We start from the raw sequence: 16,331 nt of genomic DNA on the forward strand, positions 1-16,331 counted from the left end.
GTCTTTCCAGTCCCTTGCTAATTAGCGATCGCCTACTTTTTTCGGATTTTCCTTACTACATTTATTGTCTTATTTGTCAATGCGTAAATTCTGATTGGGACTCGCAATAAGTAATTTTTTCTTCAATGTCTAAACCAATTTCATCCAGAACTGTCACTGAATTTGCTCGCTTGGTGTAGCCATCAGCAAAACGTATCAGCCAACCACGATGGTTAATAGTCTCAAAAGCAGGCCATGCTTTTAATGATATTTCTTCAACTACTCTCTGCATTTAAAACTGGCAAGAAATGTCTACCTATTTATTTAACCACTCTTAGTTGAATGGCACTAAGAAAAGCCTAAAAGCTTGTGTAACCTTAATCTGATTCTATGCTAACTATTATCGGTTGCGGCAATCTAAATCGCAGTGATGATGCAGTAGGCGTAATCATTGCCCAACGCTTACAAAAATATCTAGCTGAAAACCCTCATCCGAAAGTGCAAGTGTATGACTGTGGCACCGCAGGAATGGAAGTAATGTTTCAAGCTAGAGGTAGTAAACAATTAGTAATTATTGATGCAAGTTCAACTGGTTCTGAACCAGGTGCTGTGTTTAAAGTTCCAGGAAAAGAACTGGAAGCTTTGCCAGAACCTAGTTATAACTTGCACGATTTTCGCTGGGATAATGCTTTAGCCGCCGGACGGAAAATCTTTCAAAATGACTTTCCCGAAGATGTGACAGTTTATTTAATTGAAGCAGCAAATCTGGCTTTTGGACTAGAGTTAAGTCCTGCTATCAAACATTCTGCTGATTTGGTTTTTGAAGAGGTAGCTGCACTTATCAAACAGAATATCAACTTTTAGTTAACAATCCCAAATCTAAAATCCAAAATCGTTCGACTGAACGTAGCCAAAGTTCAAAATCTAAAATTGAATCACGCCCAATCTCGATAAACAGAAAGTTCATCTACCCTCATTTCAAAAGGTACGCCTTGACTCTCTGGCGGACAAACACGGATTTTAGCACTGCTGACAACTCCGTAGAGTAATGTCCCCATTGGTACAATTTGTTGCAAAATACGCCAATTAGTAACTTGATCGGGACATTCAATTACCAATGTTAGAGCATTGGCATGGGTTGTGACATACCACCGACAATTAGATAGAAGATTTTGAATGGTGCGATCGCAAGCGTCATAAAAGTATCTACTAATAGAATCCTCTAATTGCTGTCGCAGTATAATATCTGCCGATGTCGGTTGCATAGGATGTGAGTCATCACCATTACAGTAATACATCTTTCTAGGCATCTCTCTTTAGCTTCCTACTTATATTCCAATTACCATTCCATAAAGTACATCTTTATTTGTTCCTAATAATTCCTGGGTTTCCTGATCATAATAAGCACCTATTCCACTACACTGAATTCCCAAATAATTACTACTTAAATAAAGTCTCTGTCCGATAAAACCAGCTATTTGCATAGCAGTTTGATAATTTAAATAATCTGACGCAAAAAGTAAAGTTACAGCGCCATCTTTAGCAATAGCTTGATTAATGCATAAGTAACCTGTCTTTTCACTAAAATTACCCGTCTTAACCACATACGTACCTTTATATAACCCAGGTGTCATTCCCTCTACTCGATGCACCACTGAGTAAATTTCTATTTCCTCATAATTTTCTGTCGGTATTGACTGCTCAAGTTGCTGTACTATATATAAATAATCTTCTTGAGAAATAGACTCTTTCCGGAAACGTCTAATGGAACGTCTATTCCAAACAACTTGATAAAATTTATCCTTGTCAAAGTCAAATTGAGGATACTCTAATTTCTGCTGGCGACTCTTTTGTAAAGTAGTTGCTTGATAGGTATCTTCAATAAATTGATTAGATTCAAAATAATCAGTACCGCAGACAAAAGGAACTTTCAGCCTTAAGTGTCTAATTTTCTTGTCTTGTAGTTCTCCTGACACCGCACAAGCAGTAACAAACTCCTTATTCTCAAATCCCAAATCTGAATTGAGAGTGAGTTTGTCAAAATCAAAAATTAGTTGTATATCTCGGTTGTGGAGAAAAGCTGAAGCAGCGATTGCACCTAAATGGTGTCCGCTATCTAACAAGCAATATCTCATGCTCCTGTTTTGATATTTCCAGCTAGACCTATAATAAACACAACTAATTAAAAAGATGAATCCGTTGATACTTTTACCCGGTATAATATAACTCTCTAACCCATCATCAATTAATTCATAGATGAGTGTTAGATAATTATTCTCAACTTCTAGATGATATATACCATCTACTATTCCCTCAATACCGCGAACCTGTACGTAAACTTCTGTGGGATACAAAGCGCCTGCTGATGGATTCACTCGCAATTTATAAGAGCCATCTTTATACACTTTTTCCAGGGTTATCGTACTGGTTAACGAGATAAAAGAATGAACAGGATTATTGAGATTTAATTTCACTCTCCGATAAAATTTGGGATAAACTTTAAATGAAGATGGCTGTGTTGAGGCATCTACATAATTTGGATCAATTTGTACCGATAAGTAAGAATGCTTGGTAGCGTCATGATAGCCTTCGCTAGATATCTTACTTTGTGGCATCTTTAAGTATCCTTAAAACTTCTACATTGCTGGCAAAATCGATAGCTTTATAGTCGTCTAAGTTTTTTAAATCTAAGTTAGGATGATGCGGTAAAAGTAACTTTACGACTTCTGTCTTTCCAGATGATGCTGCATACATTAAAACAGTTGCACCGTTATCATTTTGATTGTCAATGTTAATGTTGACAGCCAGCAGCAAATTAATTAAATCGTAGTGATTGCCAAAACAAGCAAACCACAAAGCATTGTTGCGATCGCTATTTAGAGCATTAATATTCACACCTGCATTAATCAGTTCATTAACGACTGCATAAACTCCCTCTCTTGTAGCTTTCATCAAAGCGGTATCGCCATTTTCACCTAGCTGATTTAAATCCCCAGGATTATAGCCTTTTGCTATTAACCATTGGGTTGTTGCTTCACTCAAATCTTGCCTGCTAACTTGACTCATGATTGTTCTTTAAATGTCAGAAATGTAAATAATTCACTAGCATAAAATTGCTTGAAAAACTTAATGGTGGGTATTGCCCACCATTATTTTAAAATGCTATATAAGTAGCTGAAGTCTAGTAGTTTACCTAAGCAACTTTCTCAGGTATTCAAAAGTTTAGTAAAATCAAAAAAATATTTTACCACTCCCTACTCCCCGCCCTCATCCAGCAATTTTGGATTGGTCGAGTACTAAGTTGATTAGCAACAATTTAGCTTAGTTATATATTATCACTATGATAATTTTGAATTATGAATCATTTATAAAGATGCCTAGATATATCTAAGATAAATATTAAAATACAATTTAGATACAGTATTTTTTACAATGTTATTTCATCATCTAGAGTAATAGCAGATATAACTTTTGCGTAAATAGTTACTAGTCCACTATAGCGTTAGTGTACCTAGCTTTAATAATGGGATTTTACCTATTGTCTTATCTTGCTCAAATTTGATATGATATATCCATTGAATCTTGTATTTAATAAAACAGGATATAACGCTGAGATTTCCTTTATATTCCTGACAGTTATTAAGAAATATCAAAGTTTTTCCTCTTTTTAAAAAAAAATGTTAGTTTGTTTAAGTACGAAGTCAAACACAGACAGAAAATGGAAATTAGCGCTCGTAACTCTATTAAAGGCACTGTAAAAAAAATTGTACATGGTTCAGTTAATACTGAGATAACTTTAGAAGTGGCATCAGGTGTAGAGTTAGTGTCAATAATCACAAAATCATCAGCGGAAAATCTGGGACTTGTAGAAGGTAAGCAGGCTTATGCCGTGATTAAATCATCAGATGTGATGCTTGCTGTTGAATAAAAAATAGGCAAGTTGCCTTTTTTTTGCAAGCGGTATCTATAATACGAAATTGCATTCATATCGATAAATTGAGTGACCTCACTCGTGGAATTAATTAGGAAAGGAGTGAGGTCAAGAGGATATTATATAGATGTTAATTAATTCAATTATCAATATTGTGGATATAAATAGCGCGAATACTTTCTATATCTACTGCTAAAAATGTGTTTCCTACTTTAATAATTAATTAGAGAGAGTTTTGTTATAAAGTGATAGTAGTTCCTGGTATTACCACCATTGATATAAGTTGTTTAAAGATAGTTTCCTCCTGAGTTTTACAGAAGGTAACGATTCCTTGCTCTCGCATTATCAATAATTTTAATAATTATAAATTAGGAAGTGTGAAGGGAAGAAGGAAGTATATTTTCATCCTTCATCCTTCATCTTTTATTTGGTTCCCAAAGGTAGCAACCAAAGTAATAGTTTAGACAAGATAGGGTTCTTGATGTGTCTTAATTGTGCAATTAGAACGAGGATATGTTACACAAAGTAGAGCGAATCCTTTAGAAATCTGCTCATCATCTAGGAAGTTTTGATCTTCTTGATCAATTTCACCTTCAACGACCTTGCCAACACAACTAGAGCAAGAACCTGCTTGACAAGAAGCCGGCAAGTCAATATCATTGTCGTGCGCTGCATCCAAGATGGTGGTTTCTTCGTCAACTTCAATTGTGGTGTCGAGGTTTTCTTTTTTGCTGATTAATCTAACTTGGTAGGAAGCCATTTTCCGATTCTCCTCAAATGTTATACAGTTGGTCTAATTTACGAAGTTTTTGAGCAACCTATCCTACTTTTTGCTTCCTTTCTTCTTACGGAGATACTACGCTTAGTTGACTTCTCTATATCGGTAAAGGATACAACACGAACTAGAAGCTACCTTAAGGCAAGGCGATAAGCCTGCGGCATGGCTTCGCTTACCGCATCTATGGGAAACCTCTACAATTGACTGTGCCAATTTTAGATTTTAAATTTTAGATAATAGAAGAAAGAATTGAAGAATTAAGATTTATTTCGGTTCATACCCTGACATTGTATGGGTGGAACAAATCCTTTTATCCAAAATTTCAAATCCTCAAGCCCAACTCTTATGGAGTGGTTTCTTTCAATCCAAAATCGGCAATCCAAAATCCAAAATTCCTTGACTTGGCGCTAATAGAATGATGTTAGCTGCAAGGTACACCAGTAGGCTTACTGTCACCTGCTTTGAGGGACTTTCCACAACCACCGCATTTATCAGTTGCATTAGGGTTAGTGAACTTAAAACCGCTTTCCATCACTCCCTCAACGAAGTCAACCACAATTCCTTCTAATAACGACGCACTTTTGGCATCAATGTAAACTAGCACTTTGCCTTGCTGGCTTACCAAATCATCTGGTTGGGGCTTGCTGGTGATATCCATTGCATATTCATGGCCACTGCAACCACCATCTTTTACTGAGATGCGGACACCTTTAGTTGCGCCATTAGCATTGGGTGCGGAACCTCGGAGCAATGCCTGCAGATGTAATTCTGCTTTTTCTGATAAAATAACGGCCATTAGGTCTCCTGATTTGTAGCGATTAGTTGTTCTGATTTCAGGTGGGCACGAAAATCAACTATTTTGTGCAATACCCGTGGGTTCCATTGAATTGGCTTGCGCGTGTCTCCAAGGCGCATTATTACCGCATACTGGACAAGAGCGATCGCGGTGAGAACGGCGTTTAGCAAATTCCATCCGATTCAGGTCGATTGTCAGCAATTGCGACAATAGAGGCTGACTAAACCCGGTGATCAGCTTGATCGCCTCTAACGCCGTTAGACAAGCTAGTGTCCCAGAAACAGCGCCTAAAACTGAAAAGCCGCGCTGATCCCAATCAGGCTTTTCTGGAAACAGACAGGACAAACAAGGAGTCACACCAGGAATAATCGTCGTCAGGTAAGCCTCCATTCCATTCATTGCGGCTTCCACCATTGGCTTACGCCAGCGCACACAGGCTTCATTTAACAAATTGCGCTCTGTAAAATTGTGGGCGCAATCAAGAGCCATATCCGCGGACTGCACTAATGAATCTACATTTTCCGGGGTGATGTAATCATGAACAGTTTCCACTTGGACATCAGGATTAATTGCATCCAGAGTTTCTTTAGCTTTGAATACCCTTGGCTTACCTACCCAATCATCAGTCATCAGAACCTGACGATTCATATCATCTAGCCGCAAGTCACCACCCCGGACTAGGATTAGCCGCCCAACGCCCGCTACTGTTAAGTAAAGCGCCGCTGTAGCACCTAATCCCCCCACACCTGTAACCAGAACTGTCGCTGACTTCAAGCGCTTCTGTGCTGTTTCGCCAAAATTCGGAAGCATCATTTGGCGACGATAGCGTTCTAATTCGGTAGGCGTTAGGTTAACCAATTTATACCTCCTAATCAGAAGTGATTTCTGTCAGTGTGACTACATTTTTCGGCTTGTCGTTAAACACTTTGAACAGCTTTTGTTCGTGGGGTGTTGATTCAATAAATACCTGATAGGCTTTTTGCAAAGCCAAAGAATATTGATTTAATTTCTCTTCTTGACTTAAGTTAGGAGAACTATCATCTATTTCCTGGATATATTGGGAAAACTTTTTCAGAATATGTAGACGATTTACATTTACAACTTCTAAGTCGTAAGACATATTAAAGAATTGAAAAAACTCTTCTGCATCTACGAGCTTATTGAATTCATCAATTGTTCCAGTCATTTAGCATTCTCCAATTGTTTCAAATGTTGCTTAAGCTCATCTAACTTGTGATAAATTTCATAAGTTGCGGCTGCAACATCCATAATTTTTTTGTAATCTGTTGGCAGACCTTCAGCTAAATCATGCAGATCCATTTTCATTTGACCTGCTTTGCTGTTAAGCCGTCTGATTTGTCCTTGTAGTTCCTCAATACTAGTTTCTTCTGCTTGCACAATCAGCCACTCCACATTGGATTTTAGATTTTAAATTTTGGATTGGATGATATTGTTTTAATCAAATAGTAATGAGATTAGTACAGCACGGCAGAAATCTAGCTACCATCTCAATTAACCCGACAAGGAGATTAGACCCTTTGTTTGTTAAAGGTAGGCAAACTTCCGTCACAGTGTACTAGTGATTAAAACTTGAATCCAAAATCCAAAATCCAAAATATAAAATTGTTACAGGTTGCCAACTTCAGGAAAGCGCTTTGCCAAATCAATACCTTTTTTGACGTAGTTTTCTCCCTCTTCTGCCAATTTATCTAGCGAGTCAAAGCCAAAGCGTTGAGCATCTCGCAAGGTTTTCACAGTTAGCAAAAGACGGCCAGAAAATACTAACGCCCAACCAAATCCTTCATGGTTCAAATCAACTACAACCTGGGATATCAAACCTGTTTCCTGTTCAATCCCAGCAGCCACAGCTCGAAAAAAAGCCATAATTCGTGCTTGAGTTATCGGATCAACTTCGCCCTCAATGGAGATTTCCCGTTTCTTTTGTTTGGTGACAATAAAGGGTTTGAGAATCAATTCATCCGACCAACTACGATAAACTCCATAACTGTCTTGACCACGAATTTGTTTGATTAATACCTTAAGGAAAGGTGAGTTCAAGACTTCAGTTGTAGCAGTTCCATTAACACTATTATTTGTGGTCATACAGTTGCTTCATTTTCAACTTCATCGGCAAAGCTTGAGGTTTTTTGCTGTAAAGCTTTACGCAACCAAGGTGGTGGATTACCTTTGAGGGTTTTCACTAGCTTATTTAGCACTTTACTAATTTCGTCTTCTTGCGATCGCGCCTTCACTGGGGTAACACCTTTCTTGATTAACCGAGCCGCAGCGCTCCCGCCAATTGCTAAAACATAAATAATTGTGCAATCACCTAATGCTTCAATTTTCGGCGCGAGTTTACTCTCATTATTCTCTTCTTGAATTTCATAATTAAATTTGAGACTTTCTAAAAAGTGATATCCTTCATTTGAAATTTCATAAACATCAATTTTTTCTGACCCTCCAAAGTGAGTATTAATATGAACTCCGTCACTTGTCGTAAAGGCAATTTTCATCGTGCTTTGTCCTTTGTCAATTGTTAGTTGTCAGTTGCTAATGACTAGTGACTACTGACGAATGATTATTGTACAGACGCGATTAATCGCGTCTGTACTAATGATTCTTCTTGTTCTAAAAACAAGTTGCCTATGCCAAACAAAAGTTCCATCGTGCCTCGATAGCCAACTTTGGTAAACTGACCATTACCTAAACGGTCATAAATTGGCAGTCCGAGACGATAAAGAGGAACCGAAAGCCGTTTAGCGATCGCACTGACATTCGAGTTACCAATCAGCAAATCAGAGCCGTCTGCTAGGCTGTCAAAGTCTTCCAAATCGCCGATGGTGACGCTTTTAACCGAGAGTTTTTCTAGTAAGTGCGATCGCGTGGTAGTCACCGCAGCGTGAATCTGCGCTCCCATCGATTGCAGGAAATGCACTGTTGACCACAGCAAATCTGGTTCTAGCGCTAAGGAAACTCGTTTTGCACCGAAGTAAAAGTGACTGTCCAACATCGCATCTTGCAACTGACGGCGTTGGCGGCGGTATTTTTCGGGTACGCTGTTACCACTCAGAATCGCTAATGCTTGGATAAACTCATCTACCGATTCTATTCCAGTCAGTTCGCTAAACACCTCATAAGGTGTGCCAAAGCGTTCTTCTAGAATCTTTGCAGCATCCCGCATACTTTCACCCAATGCTAGGGTAAAAGCAGAACTACCTACTTCTCGTAGCTGTTTTAAGGTAGTTCCATTGACTGTAACCGCACTATAACCATCCTCTAAGTGTCCATCTAAGGAAGCCCCAAGGTCAGGTACAAAGATAGGCATCAGTCCAAAGGCTGTGATTATCTCTTTGATTTCTTGTACATCCCCTGGTGTGAAGGCAGAACCCGCCAAAATCGTGACTTGTTCAGTTCTGAGTTCACCTGGTTGAGGAATTTCCTTAACTATGCTTTCCACAGCAACAGCAAAGCCATCTTGCAATGCGCCTTTAAAATCTGGGGTAGGTGCAAAAACGATCACTAAATCATTCAATTCTGGATGGCGATCGCGAATTGCTTTAACAAAGCCCTCAATGTCATCCCCTCTGGTTTCAGTCAATCCCGTGGTGCATAAACCAATAATTTCCGGGTTAGCCTTTTCTACCAAAGTGAGAATTGCTTCTTCCACATTCTCTTCGCCACCCAAGATAGTAGTAACTTCCGTCATCGCTGTTGTAGCTAGGGGAATCGCTTCCCGGAAATGCCGCACCAGGACAACTTTGGCGAAAGCAGTACAACCTTGAGAACCGTGGAATAAAGGCATCGTCCCTTTCAATCCCAAAAAGGCTAAGGTTGCACCCAAAGCTTGACTTTGTTTGAGGGGATTAACTGTCAGTGATTTATTGGAAACGGTGACGATCGCCATTACAATACCTCCTCATTCCACAAGGTGGACTTTCTCGTTCCCTGGCTCTGCCGGGGAATGCTGACAGTGAGGCTTTGCCTCATCTGCTCTAAAAAGAAGGGAAAATCTCCCGGAATGCGTTCCCAGTCAGAGCCGAAAAACGAGGGTACAGCCACCATTAAACTACCTCCTCTGACGCTCGAAGACTCGCTAACGCTTCGCTATCCCAAGGAGCGGGTTTACGTATTTGCTCCCAAATTGGGCTATAAAGAGCTTCATACAATTCCCGCGCCATCTCAATCATCCCCACATAACCTGCATAAGGATGGTGACGTTCTTGGTTGATATCAAGGAAAGGAATTCGAGCTTTCAAAGCGGTGTATTGGTTACGACCACCAGCAATCAGCATATCTGCTTTGGTGTCTTTAACCACTTGTAGCAATTCTTTAGCGTTGCCCTTCTCCAACATGATGCCATCGTTGCCAAGCAATTTCTTGATTTTCGCTTTATCTTCCTCAGTACTTTTTCTAGTACTGGTAGCAACGACTTCAATACCTAAGTCTTTAGCAGCGGATATAATCGACCAACTCTTAACACCACCTGTATATAAAATAACCCGTTTACCTTTTAGTCGAGCGCGATAGGGAGCCAATGCCAAATCTAAAGCAGCCGTTTCTTCTGCAATCAGCTTTTCTGTGCGTTCCTGTAAATCAGCGTCGCCTAATTTAGCAGCGATATTTCGCAGACAACGATTCATATCATCGATGCCGTAGAAAGACTCTTCTATGTAGGGGATGTTGTAACGCTCCTCCATCTTTCTCGCCATGTTGAGCAACGCTCGTGAGCAGATCATGACGTTGAGCTTGGCACGGTGGGCGTAGCGAATTTCATTGTAGCGAGCATCGCCCGTAATTTTAGATAAAATACGGATGCCTAATTTTTCTAACAGTGGTGTTACTCCCCACATTTCCCCGGCGATATTGTATTCACCGATTAAGTTAATATCATAGGGCGTTGTCTGTTCCGGTTCTGCTGTACCGACAACATATTCCAACAAAGATTCACCGCCAAAACGGTTGCCGAGATTTTTACTGCCAATGAATCCTGGTGCAATGACGGGAATAACAGGAGTACCGATTTTTTCAGCTGCCGCTTTGCAGACAGCATCAATATCATCACCAATTAGGGCAGTAACACAGGTAGCGTAGACGAATACTGCTGAAGGTTGGTAGCGTTTGAGTTCCAGAATCGCTTTATAGAGCTTCTTTTCGCCACCGAAGATGACATCATTTTCACCCAAGTCAGTGGTAAAGCCCATTTTGTAGAGTTGAGGGCCAGAAGAAAGACTACCACGACTGCCCCAGGAATTACCAGCACAGGCGATCGGGCCATGGACTAAATGAGCAGCATCTGCGATCGGCACTAAGGCAATCATTGCACCATCAAAGGCGCAGCCCCCTTGAGCTGCGCCAGGTTGTGCCTGTTGGGCGCAAGACTTGTTTTTCTTTTCGGATTGTTTGTGCTGATTATGTTCGCATCCTGACTCAGTGAGCAGCTCGTTGATTTTGCCTTGGGTGATTTTCATCTCTCTTTTCGTGCTGGATCGCAGTTGTTCTTTGTCATTTGCCCTTTGTTATTTGAATAACTTATGACTAATGACTCATGATTAATGACTAACAAATGTATTTTTTGACATCCTCTCCACATTCATCAGCGAGGTAAGATAAAGCACGGAAACGCAATCCTACAAATTCGTCATATAAAGGATTGAGTTTACACAATGCTGGGATATCAATAGACCGCCCAAATAATTTAATTTCTCGCTCAAAGGGACAGCAACAAGGAATTGTTTGGCAAATTAGATGAGCGAAGCGATTATTTTTAACCTGAATTTCATCTACCACACGACGCAAGGGATTAAGAAGATTGTTGAACTTCCCTGGTTTTTTATAGTTAGGTGGATGGTAATTCGGATGAGTGTGAGCGTGTTCGTGAGTGTGATTGATGGTTTCCATCTATAGATACCTTGGGTAAATGCTAAAAAGAAAAGGGCGGAAATAATTCAGAATTACGAATTACGTTAGCGTAGCGTAAAGCCTTCGGCATAGCTTCACTTAGAGCGAGTCCGCGAGCGTCATTACGAATTACGAATTACGAATTATTTCCGCCCTTAATTAACGCGTTGTGTTTCTACGCAATTTCTAACGAATCAAATCGTAGGAAATATCTGTCTTAGAAGGAATGTTGGTATTGCGATCGATTTCTTCAAACAGGGTATTTACAGTCCAGTTGAGGAGGTTGATTATACCTTGGTAACCAATGGTGGCGTAGCGGTGTAAGTGGTGACGATCCATGATCGGGTAGCCGATTCTCACGAGGGGAATCTTGGTGTCGCGCCACAGGTACTTACCGTAAGTGTTACCGACAAGGAAGTCTACAGGTTCGGTGAACATTAGAGAACGCATGTGCCACAAGTCTTTACCAGGCCAAACAGTTGCATTCCTACCGAAGGGGCTAGAAGCGAGCAGTTCTTTCATTTCTGCTTCAAATACTTCGTTGCTGTTGTTAACCAAGATATGTACAGGTTCAGCACCCATTTCTAGCATAAAGCCAACTACGCAGTATACTAAATCTGGTTCACCGTAGATAGCGAAGCGCTTGCCGTGAATCCATGAGTGGGAGTCAGTCATGGCATCAACTGCGCGACCGCGTTCAATTTCCAATTCTTCGGGAATGGGTAAACCACTAAGTTCGCTGATTTTCATCAATAACTCATCAGTACCCTTAATACCCCAAGGACGGCAAACTGCGGTTGGTTGCTTCCACTCTTTTTCAATGTACTCACGAGTCTTGAGAGTGGAGTGTGATTGCAGAGCAATTGTAGCTTTAGCATTAATTGAATCTTGTGCATCTTCAATCTTTGTACCACCTGGATACATATCGAACTCACCTGTATTAGGTGAATCCAGGTAGTCGCTGTTGTCGGCTAGAATGGTGTAGTCTAAGCCGAACAGGGAAGCAATCCGCTTGATTTCGCGGTTGTTGCCTACATAGGTGTCAAAACCTGGGATGAAGTTGATCTTACCATTGCTGGTTTCTTTCTTATGACCTGCTGTCAGGTTAGAAAGAATTCCCTTCATCATGTTGTCGTAACCAGTAATGTGGGAACCAACAAAGCTAGGGGTGTGAGCGTAGGGTACTGGGAAATCTTGAGGAACTGAACCAGCTTCCTTAGCGTTGTTGATGAAAGACTGCAAGTCATCACCAATTACTTCTGCCATACAGGTGGTGCAGACAGCAATCATCTTGGGCTTGTAGAGTTGGTAAGAGTTCGCCAACCCGTCAATCATGTTTTGCAGGCCACCAAACACGGCTGCATCTTCAGTCATTGAAGAAGATACACCAGAGAATGGTTCTTTGTAGTGACGGGTTAAGTGGGTGCGGAAGTAAGCAACACAACCTTGAGAACCTTGAACAAAAGGTAGAGTGCCTTCAAAACCAACAGCAGCAAAGATTGCTCCCAATGGTTGGCAACCTTTAGCAGGGTTGACAGTTAAAGCTTCACGGGCGAAGTTCTTTTCACGATAATCCCAACTTTTCGTCCATTCTGCAACCCTTTCTACTTCTTCGGCTTCGTGACCATTTTCAAACTGCTTTTTGTTTTGAAATAGCTGTTTGTACTCCGGTTGGTGGAATAACTCTACGTGGTCTTGAATTTTTTCTGGATTCTGAGGCATTTCCGGATCTCCAAGCTTGCTGAATTCTTTACTTATCGAGGAATAAGGATTTGAGGCGGCGGTGGGAGGTGGGAATATGGTTCAAAATTCAAAGTTCAAAAACCAAAATTAATTTTCATTTTTAATTTTGAATTTTGGATTCCCAACTCCCGGCTGGGGTTTTAGCCCCAGACTATCCTTACTTATCTAGCTCCCATTTCCCTAGACGGCAGCTTTAACTTGAACTTTAGCTTCAGCTTCAGCTTTTGCTACAGCCTTCTTAGCGTTAGCTTTTTCATTCCAAGGAGCGCCAATTAATCCCCAGGTTGGGCTGTTAAGTGCCAAGTCCATGTCGCGTGCGAAGATGGCGAAGCCGTCATAACCGTGATAAGGACCGGAGTAATCCTTTTTGTGGTTCAATTCTTTTCAACAGCCTAATGTTTGCACTAAGCAATGTCTGTGCTAAACATTGTTCATTGATAACACATTTATTTTTAGGCTAAATATAGGCTAAAAACACAGCGATGCATAATCAGGTTCAGGACTCACGCATCATCTAAATGTTGTCCTGAGCCAGGGTGTTTGTGTTCATCTCTGCAATCACAGCAACAAGGAGCGCATGATCAGAACGAAAGTACTACTGGAATTAGATAAAGTTAATCTGCGTTTGAAGTCTGCAAAAGCAAAGGTGACAATTAGAGAATCGAATGGAAGTCTGCAATTACGAGCGACGTTACCAATTAAACCGGAAGACAAAGATAGCAATGGTACTGGGAGAAAGCAATACAATCTCAGTTTGAATATTCCTGCTAACTTGGATGGACTGAAGACGGCTGAGGAAGAAGCTTATGAATTAGGGAAGTTAATCGCTCGTAAAACTTTTGAATGGAATGATAAATATTTAGGTAATGAGGCAATTAAAAAAGAATTTCAAAAAATAGGCGAATTACTCGAACAATTTGAAGAAGAGTATTTTAAAACTCATCAACGGACTACTAAAAGTGAACATACTTTTTTTTATTACTTTTCCCGAACTAAGCGATTCACAAATCCCAAAGATTTAGCGATCGCTGAAAATTTGATAAGTTCAATTGAACAAATCGATAAAGAATGGGCTAAATACAATGCAGTTAGAGCTATATCAGCATTTTGCATGACATTCAAAATCGAAATCGATTTATCTAAATATTCCAAAATACCTGAGAATAATTCCCGCAATATACCTACAGATGCGGAAATAGCTGAGGGAAATCTCAATTTTGAAGATTACATCAATAGCAGAAGTAATCAAGTTAATCAAAATGTGAAAGATAGCTGGCAACTTTGGCGCTGGACGTATGGAATGTTAGCAGTTTTTGGTTTACGGCCACGAGAACTTTTTATTAATCCTGATATTCATTGGTGGTTAAGTCAAGAAAATGCAGATTTGACATGGAAAGTTCATAAGGATTGTAAGACTGGGGAAAGAGAAGCATTACCATTATATAGGCAATGGATTTCGGACTTTGATTTGAGAAATCCTAAATATTTAGAGATGTTGGGGAGTGCGATCGCTAAAAAAGATAATACTAATCATGCTGAGATAACGGCGTTAACACAGAGAGTTAGTTGGTGGTTTCGCAAGATAGAATTGGATTTTAAACCCTATGATTTACGTCACGCTTGGGCAATTCGAGCGCATATTTTAGGGATACCAATAAAAGCGGCAGCTGATAATTTGGGGCATAGTGTGCAGGTTCACACCCAAACTTATCAGCGTTGGTTTTCGCTGGATATGCGGAAGTTAGCGATTAATCAAGCTTTGAGTAAGAGGAATGAAGTTGAGTTGATTAGAGAAGAGAATGCAAAGTTGAGCATGGAGAATGAAAAGTTGAGATTGGAGATAGAGAAGTTGAGGATGGAAATGGTTTATAAACAAAGTTAAATTTCCTGATAAATTATATCAGTTTTATATAAATTGCTATGATTTATAAGTGAAAAAGTATCGTTGGCGAATTTTGGTAGTTACACAGCATCTACATACAAAAAAAACAAAGTCATACATAGATGATTTCATCGCAGGATTACTGTAAAGCTTCTCTTTGAGGAACATTAATTTTAAAGATTGTTCCGTATTTTCTTCATACTGAGTATTCGTAATTATGCTGTAATTTATATCAGATTGTTCCAGCTTTCAACAACGTGATAAAATTTGTGGAAAAATAGAAATGTTGATTCATCTTCAGCATGACAATTATGAACGCCGTAGAGCTATTTCCTACCCTGCGAAATTTAACTCGTGCAGAGAAGCTAAAAGTGATGCAGTTTCTAGTTTCAGAATTATCTAGGGATGAGGAGCCATCATTAGACCAAGGAGCAACTTACCCTATTTGGTCGCCACTTAATTCCCACACAGCTGCACATCAACTTGCTCAACTGCTAGAGTCGGACGAGTAAATGCACAATGGTTAATCCTCAAAGATTTTCCTTTACAGAGGGATACGATACATTTGGTGTTCCTGATGCACTGCCAAAGCTACCGTTAACATTAACCTATCGGAGCTCATCAGTAGAGGTTTCAGGCTTGTTAGATACTGGAGCAAGCGTCAACGTTCTGCCATACAGTATTGGTGTTCAACTAGGCGCAATTTGGGAAGAACAGACGATTTCTGTAACGTTGGCAGGTAATTTGGTTCCCGTTGAAGCAAGAGGTTTGCTTGTATCTGCTCAGATTGGATCATTTTAGCCTGTTCGCTTAGTTTTTGCGTGGAGTTTGTCTAATGATGTGCCTTTGTTACTAGGACGTATGAACTTCTTTTTGGAATTTGATGTGTGTTTCTATCGCTCACAACTGGTATTTGATGTGTGTCCACAGTCGTAATGCGATCGCATCCCCAATGTAGGGTGCGTTGTCGCAAAGCGCACATCTCGATATTCGCTGCGTCCTTCCGCTTTTTCTTTAATCGCACGATATTCATCCAAGCTGTAGCGGCGCGAGATGGTAGAAATCATAGGTCGTAGGCGATCGCATTAGCCATAAGACAACAATATTATTTTGTTACAAATTTGGTTGTGAGGTGATATAATTATGCGATGATTGATTTGGTACATTGCGCTGCGCGACATCGCACCCTAGCAGCTGGTTTTAAACTCGTAAATCGAGTTTTGAACTTCTAAATCGAGTTTTGAACTTCTAAATCGAGTTTTGAACTTCTAAATCGAGTTTTGAACTTCTAAATCGAGTTTTGAACTTCTAAATCGAGTTTTGA

The 16,331-nt window shown here is 40.0% G+C and carries 20 protein-coding genes and 3 pseudogenes; 5 read left to right on the plus strand and 18 right to left on the minus strand.

The genetic code is table 11. The features are described 5' to 3' along the window. Nucleotides 1–76: 76 nt before the first annotated feature. Nucleotides 77–271 carry a GNAT family N-acetyltransferase, cg3035/Rv0428c family gene (locus tag V7K21_RS25345; RefSeq protein WP_335178123.1) on the minus strand — a complete coding sequence of 65 codons (195 nt, stop codon included), beginning with the start codon at nt 269–271 and terminating at the stop codon, nt 77–79. Nucleotides 272–369: 98 nt separating this feature from the next. Between V7K21_RS25345 and V7K21_RS25350 the strand changes: the two genes are divergently transcribed. After that, the gene (locus V7K21_RS25350; protein ID WP_335178124.1) at nt 370–843 is read left to right on the plus strand and encodes a hydrogenase maturation protease; all 474 of its coding nucleotides are present in this window, start codon (nt 370–372) and stop codon (nt 841–843) included. A gap of 71 nt (nt 844–914) precedes the next feature. Here V7K21_RS25350 and V7K21_RS25355 read toward each other — a convergent pair whose 3' ends face one another. From V7K21_RS25355 to V7K21_RS25365, 3 genes are read right to left on the minus strand one after another with little or no spacing between them, the layout of a single operon-like run. Beyond that, nucleotides 915–1,289, minus strand: a complete 375-nt coding sequence (locus tag V7K21_RS25355) for a hypothetical protein (RefSeq protein WP_335178126.1) — start codon at nt 1,287–1,289, stop codon at nt 915–917. Between the two features lie 18 nt (nt 1,290–1,307). Beyond that, nucleotides 1,308–2,594 carry a nitroreductase family protein gene (locus V7K21_RS25360; RefSeq protein WP_335178128.1) on the minus strand — a complete coding sequence of 429 codons (1,287 nt, stop codon included), beginning with the start codon at nt 2,592–2,594 and terminating at the stop codon, nt 1,308–1,310. Further along, complete coding sequence (locus tag V7K21_RS25365) at nt 2,581–3,045, minus strand: ankyrin repeat domain-containing protein (RefSeq protein ID WP_335178130.1); 465 nt, start codon at nt 3,043–3,045, stop codon at nt 2,581–2,583. Before V7K21_RS25365 ends, V7K21_RS25360 begins: the two co-directional genes overlap by 14 nt. Before the next feature lie 652 nt (nt 3,046–3,697). On the opposite strand from V7K21_RS25365, the gene V7K21_RS25370 reads away from it, so the two are divergent. Next, nucleotides 3,698–3,907: a TOBE domain-containing protein gene (locus V7K21_RS25370; protein ID WP_334793115.1), complete on the plus strand. Its 210-nt coding sequence runs from the start codon at nt 3,698–3,700 to the stop codon at nt 3,905–3,907. Nucleotides 3,908–4,370: 463 nt separating this feature from the next. Here V7K21_RS25370 and V7K21_RS25375 read toward each other — a convergent pair whose 3' ends face one another. From V7K21_RS25375 to V7K21_RS25435, 13 genes and pseudogenes are all read right to left on the minus strand, one after another. Further along, nucleotides 4,371–4,670: a 2Fe-2S iron-sulfur cluster-binding protein gene (locus V7K21_RS25375; protein ID WP_273768381.1), complete on the minus strand. Its 300-nt coding sequence runs from the start codon at nt 4,668–4,670 to the stop codon at nt 4,371–4,373. 439 nt (nt 4,671–5,109) lie between these two features. Next, nucleotides 5,110–5,484, minus strand: coding sequence for a HesB/IscA family protein (locus tag V7K21_RS25380; RefSeq protein WP_335178131.1), 375 nt, complete (start codon nt 5,482–5,484; stop codon nt 5,110–5,112). Nucleotides 5,485–5,538: 54 nt separating this feature from the next. Continuing rightward, complete coding sequence (locus tag V7K21_RS25385; protein WP_335178133.1) at nt 5,539–6,342, minus strand: HesA/MoeB/ThiF family protein; 804 nt, start codon at nt 6,340–6,342, stop codon at nt 5,539–5,541. A 10-nt stretch (nt 6,343–6,352) separates the two neighbouring features. Continuing rightward, on the minus strand, nt 6,353–6,670 hold the full coding sequence (nifW, locus tag V7K21_RS25390) for a nitrogenase-stabilizing/protective protein NifW (protein ID WP_335178135.1): 318 nt from the start codon (nt 6,668–6,670) through the stop codon (nt 6,353–6,355). Then, complete coding sequence (locus tag V7K21_RS25395; protein WP_335178137.1) at nt 6,667–6,882, minus strand: CCE_0567 family metalloprotein; 216 nt, start codon at nt 6,880–6,882, stop codon at nt 6,667–6,669. Before V7K21_RS25395 ends, nifW begins: the two co-directional genes overlap by 4 nt. A 228-nt stretch (nt 6,883–7,110) precedes the next feature. Continuing rightward, a complete protein-coding gene (locus tag V7K21_RS25400; protein WP_335178139.1) occupies nt 7,111–7,587 on the minus strand; it encodes a NifX-associated nitrogen fixation protein in 477 nt (158 codons plus the stop codon). Next, nucleotides 7,584–7,997, minus strand: coding sequence for a nitrogen fixation protein NifX (gene nifX, locus V7K21_RS25405; protein WP_335178141.1), 414 nt, complete (start codon nt 7,995–7,997; stop codon nt 7,584–7,586). Before nifX ends, V7K21_RS25400 begins: the two co-directional genes overlap by 4 nt. 65 nt (nt 7,998–8,062) lie before the next feature. Continuing rightward, nucleotides 8,063–9,388, minus strand: coding sequence for a nitrogenase iron-molybdenum cofactor biosynthesis protein NifN (nifN, locus tag V7K21_RS25410; RefSeq protein ID WP_335178143.1), 1,326 nt, complete (start codon nt 9,386–9,388; stop codon nt 8,063–8,065). After that, nucleotides 9,388–9,546 carry a hypothetical protein gene (locus tag V7K21_RS25415; protein WP_335178145.1) on the minus strand — a complete coding sequence of 53 codons (159 nt, stop codon included), beginning with the start codon at nt 9,544–9,546 and terminating at the stop codon, nt 9,388–9,390. Before V7K21_RS25415 ends, nifN begins: the two co-directional genes overlap by 1 nt. Further along, nucleotides 9,546–10,952, minus strand: a complete 1,407-nt coding sequence (nifE, locus tag V7K21_RS25420) for a nitrogenase iron-molybdenum cofactor biosynthesis protein NifE (RefSeq protein WP_335178147.1) — start codon at nt 10,950–10,952, stop codon at nt 9,546–9,548. The genes V7K21_RS25415 and nifE overlap by 1 nt, the downstream gene beginning before the upstream one ends. Before the next feature lie 88 nt (nt 10,953–11,040). Beyond that, nucleotides 11,041–11,382 carry a Mo-dependent nitrogenase C-terminal domain-containing protein gene (locus V7K21_RS25425; RefSeq protein ID WP_335178150.1) on the minus strand — a complete coding sequence of 114 codons (342 nt, stop codon included), beginning with the start codon at nt 11,380–11,382 and terminating at the stop codon, nt 11,041–11,043. Nucleotides 11,383–11,568: 186 nt separating this feature from the next. Continuing rightward, the gene (gene nifK / locus V7K21_RS25430; protein ID WP_335178152.1) at nt 11,569–13,104 is read right to left on the minus strand and encodes a nitrogenase molybdenum-iron protein subunit beta; all 1,536 of its coding nucleotides are present in this window, start codon (nt 13,102–13,104) and stop codon (nt 11,569–11,571) included. Between the two features lie 201 nt (nt 13,105–13,305). After that, nucleotides 13,306–13,497, minus strand: a pseudogene (locus tag V7K21_RS25435) (hypothetical protein); the annotation flags it as partial. Between the two features lie 205 nt (nt 13,498–13,702). Here V7K21_RS25435 and V7K21_RS25440 point away from each other — a divergent pair. From V7K21_RS25440 to V7K21_RS25450, 3 genes and pseudogenes are all read left to right on the plus strand, one after another. Beyond that, nucleotides 13,703–15,007 carry a site-specific integrase gene (locus V7K21_RS25440; RefSeq protein WP_442948920.1) on the plus strand — a complete coding sequence of 435 codons (1,305 nt, stop codon included), beginning with the start codon at nt 13,703–13,705 and terminating at the stop codon, nt 15,005–15,007. Between the two features lie 311 nt (nt 15,008–15,318). Continuing rightward, nucleotides 15,319–15,519 (plus strand): hypothetical protein, encoded by a 201-nt coding sequence (locus tag V7K21_RS25445; RefSeq protein ID WP_335178154.1) that lies wholly within the window; start codon nt 15,319–15,321, stop codon nt 15,517–15,519. A 7-nt stretch (nt 15,520–15,526) separates the two neighbouring features. Continuing rightward, nucleotides 15,527–15,943, plus strand: a pseudogene (locus V7K21_RS25450) (aspartyl protease family protein). A gap of 44 nt (nt 15,944–15,987) precedes the next feature. Here the strand turns inward: V7K21_RS25450 and V7K21_RS25455 are convergent. Next, nucleotides 15,988–16,074, minus strand: a pseudogene (locus V7K21_RS25455) (Uma2 family endonuclease); the annotation flags it as partial. Nucleotides 16,075–16,331 lie beyond the last annotated feature (257 nt).

The organism is Nostoc sp. (assembly GCF_036919595.1).
Taxonomy (GTDB): Bacteria; Cyanobacteriota; Cyanobacteriia; order Cyanobacteriales; family Nostocaceae; genus Nostoc.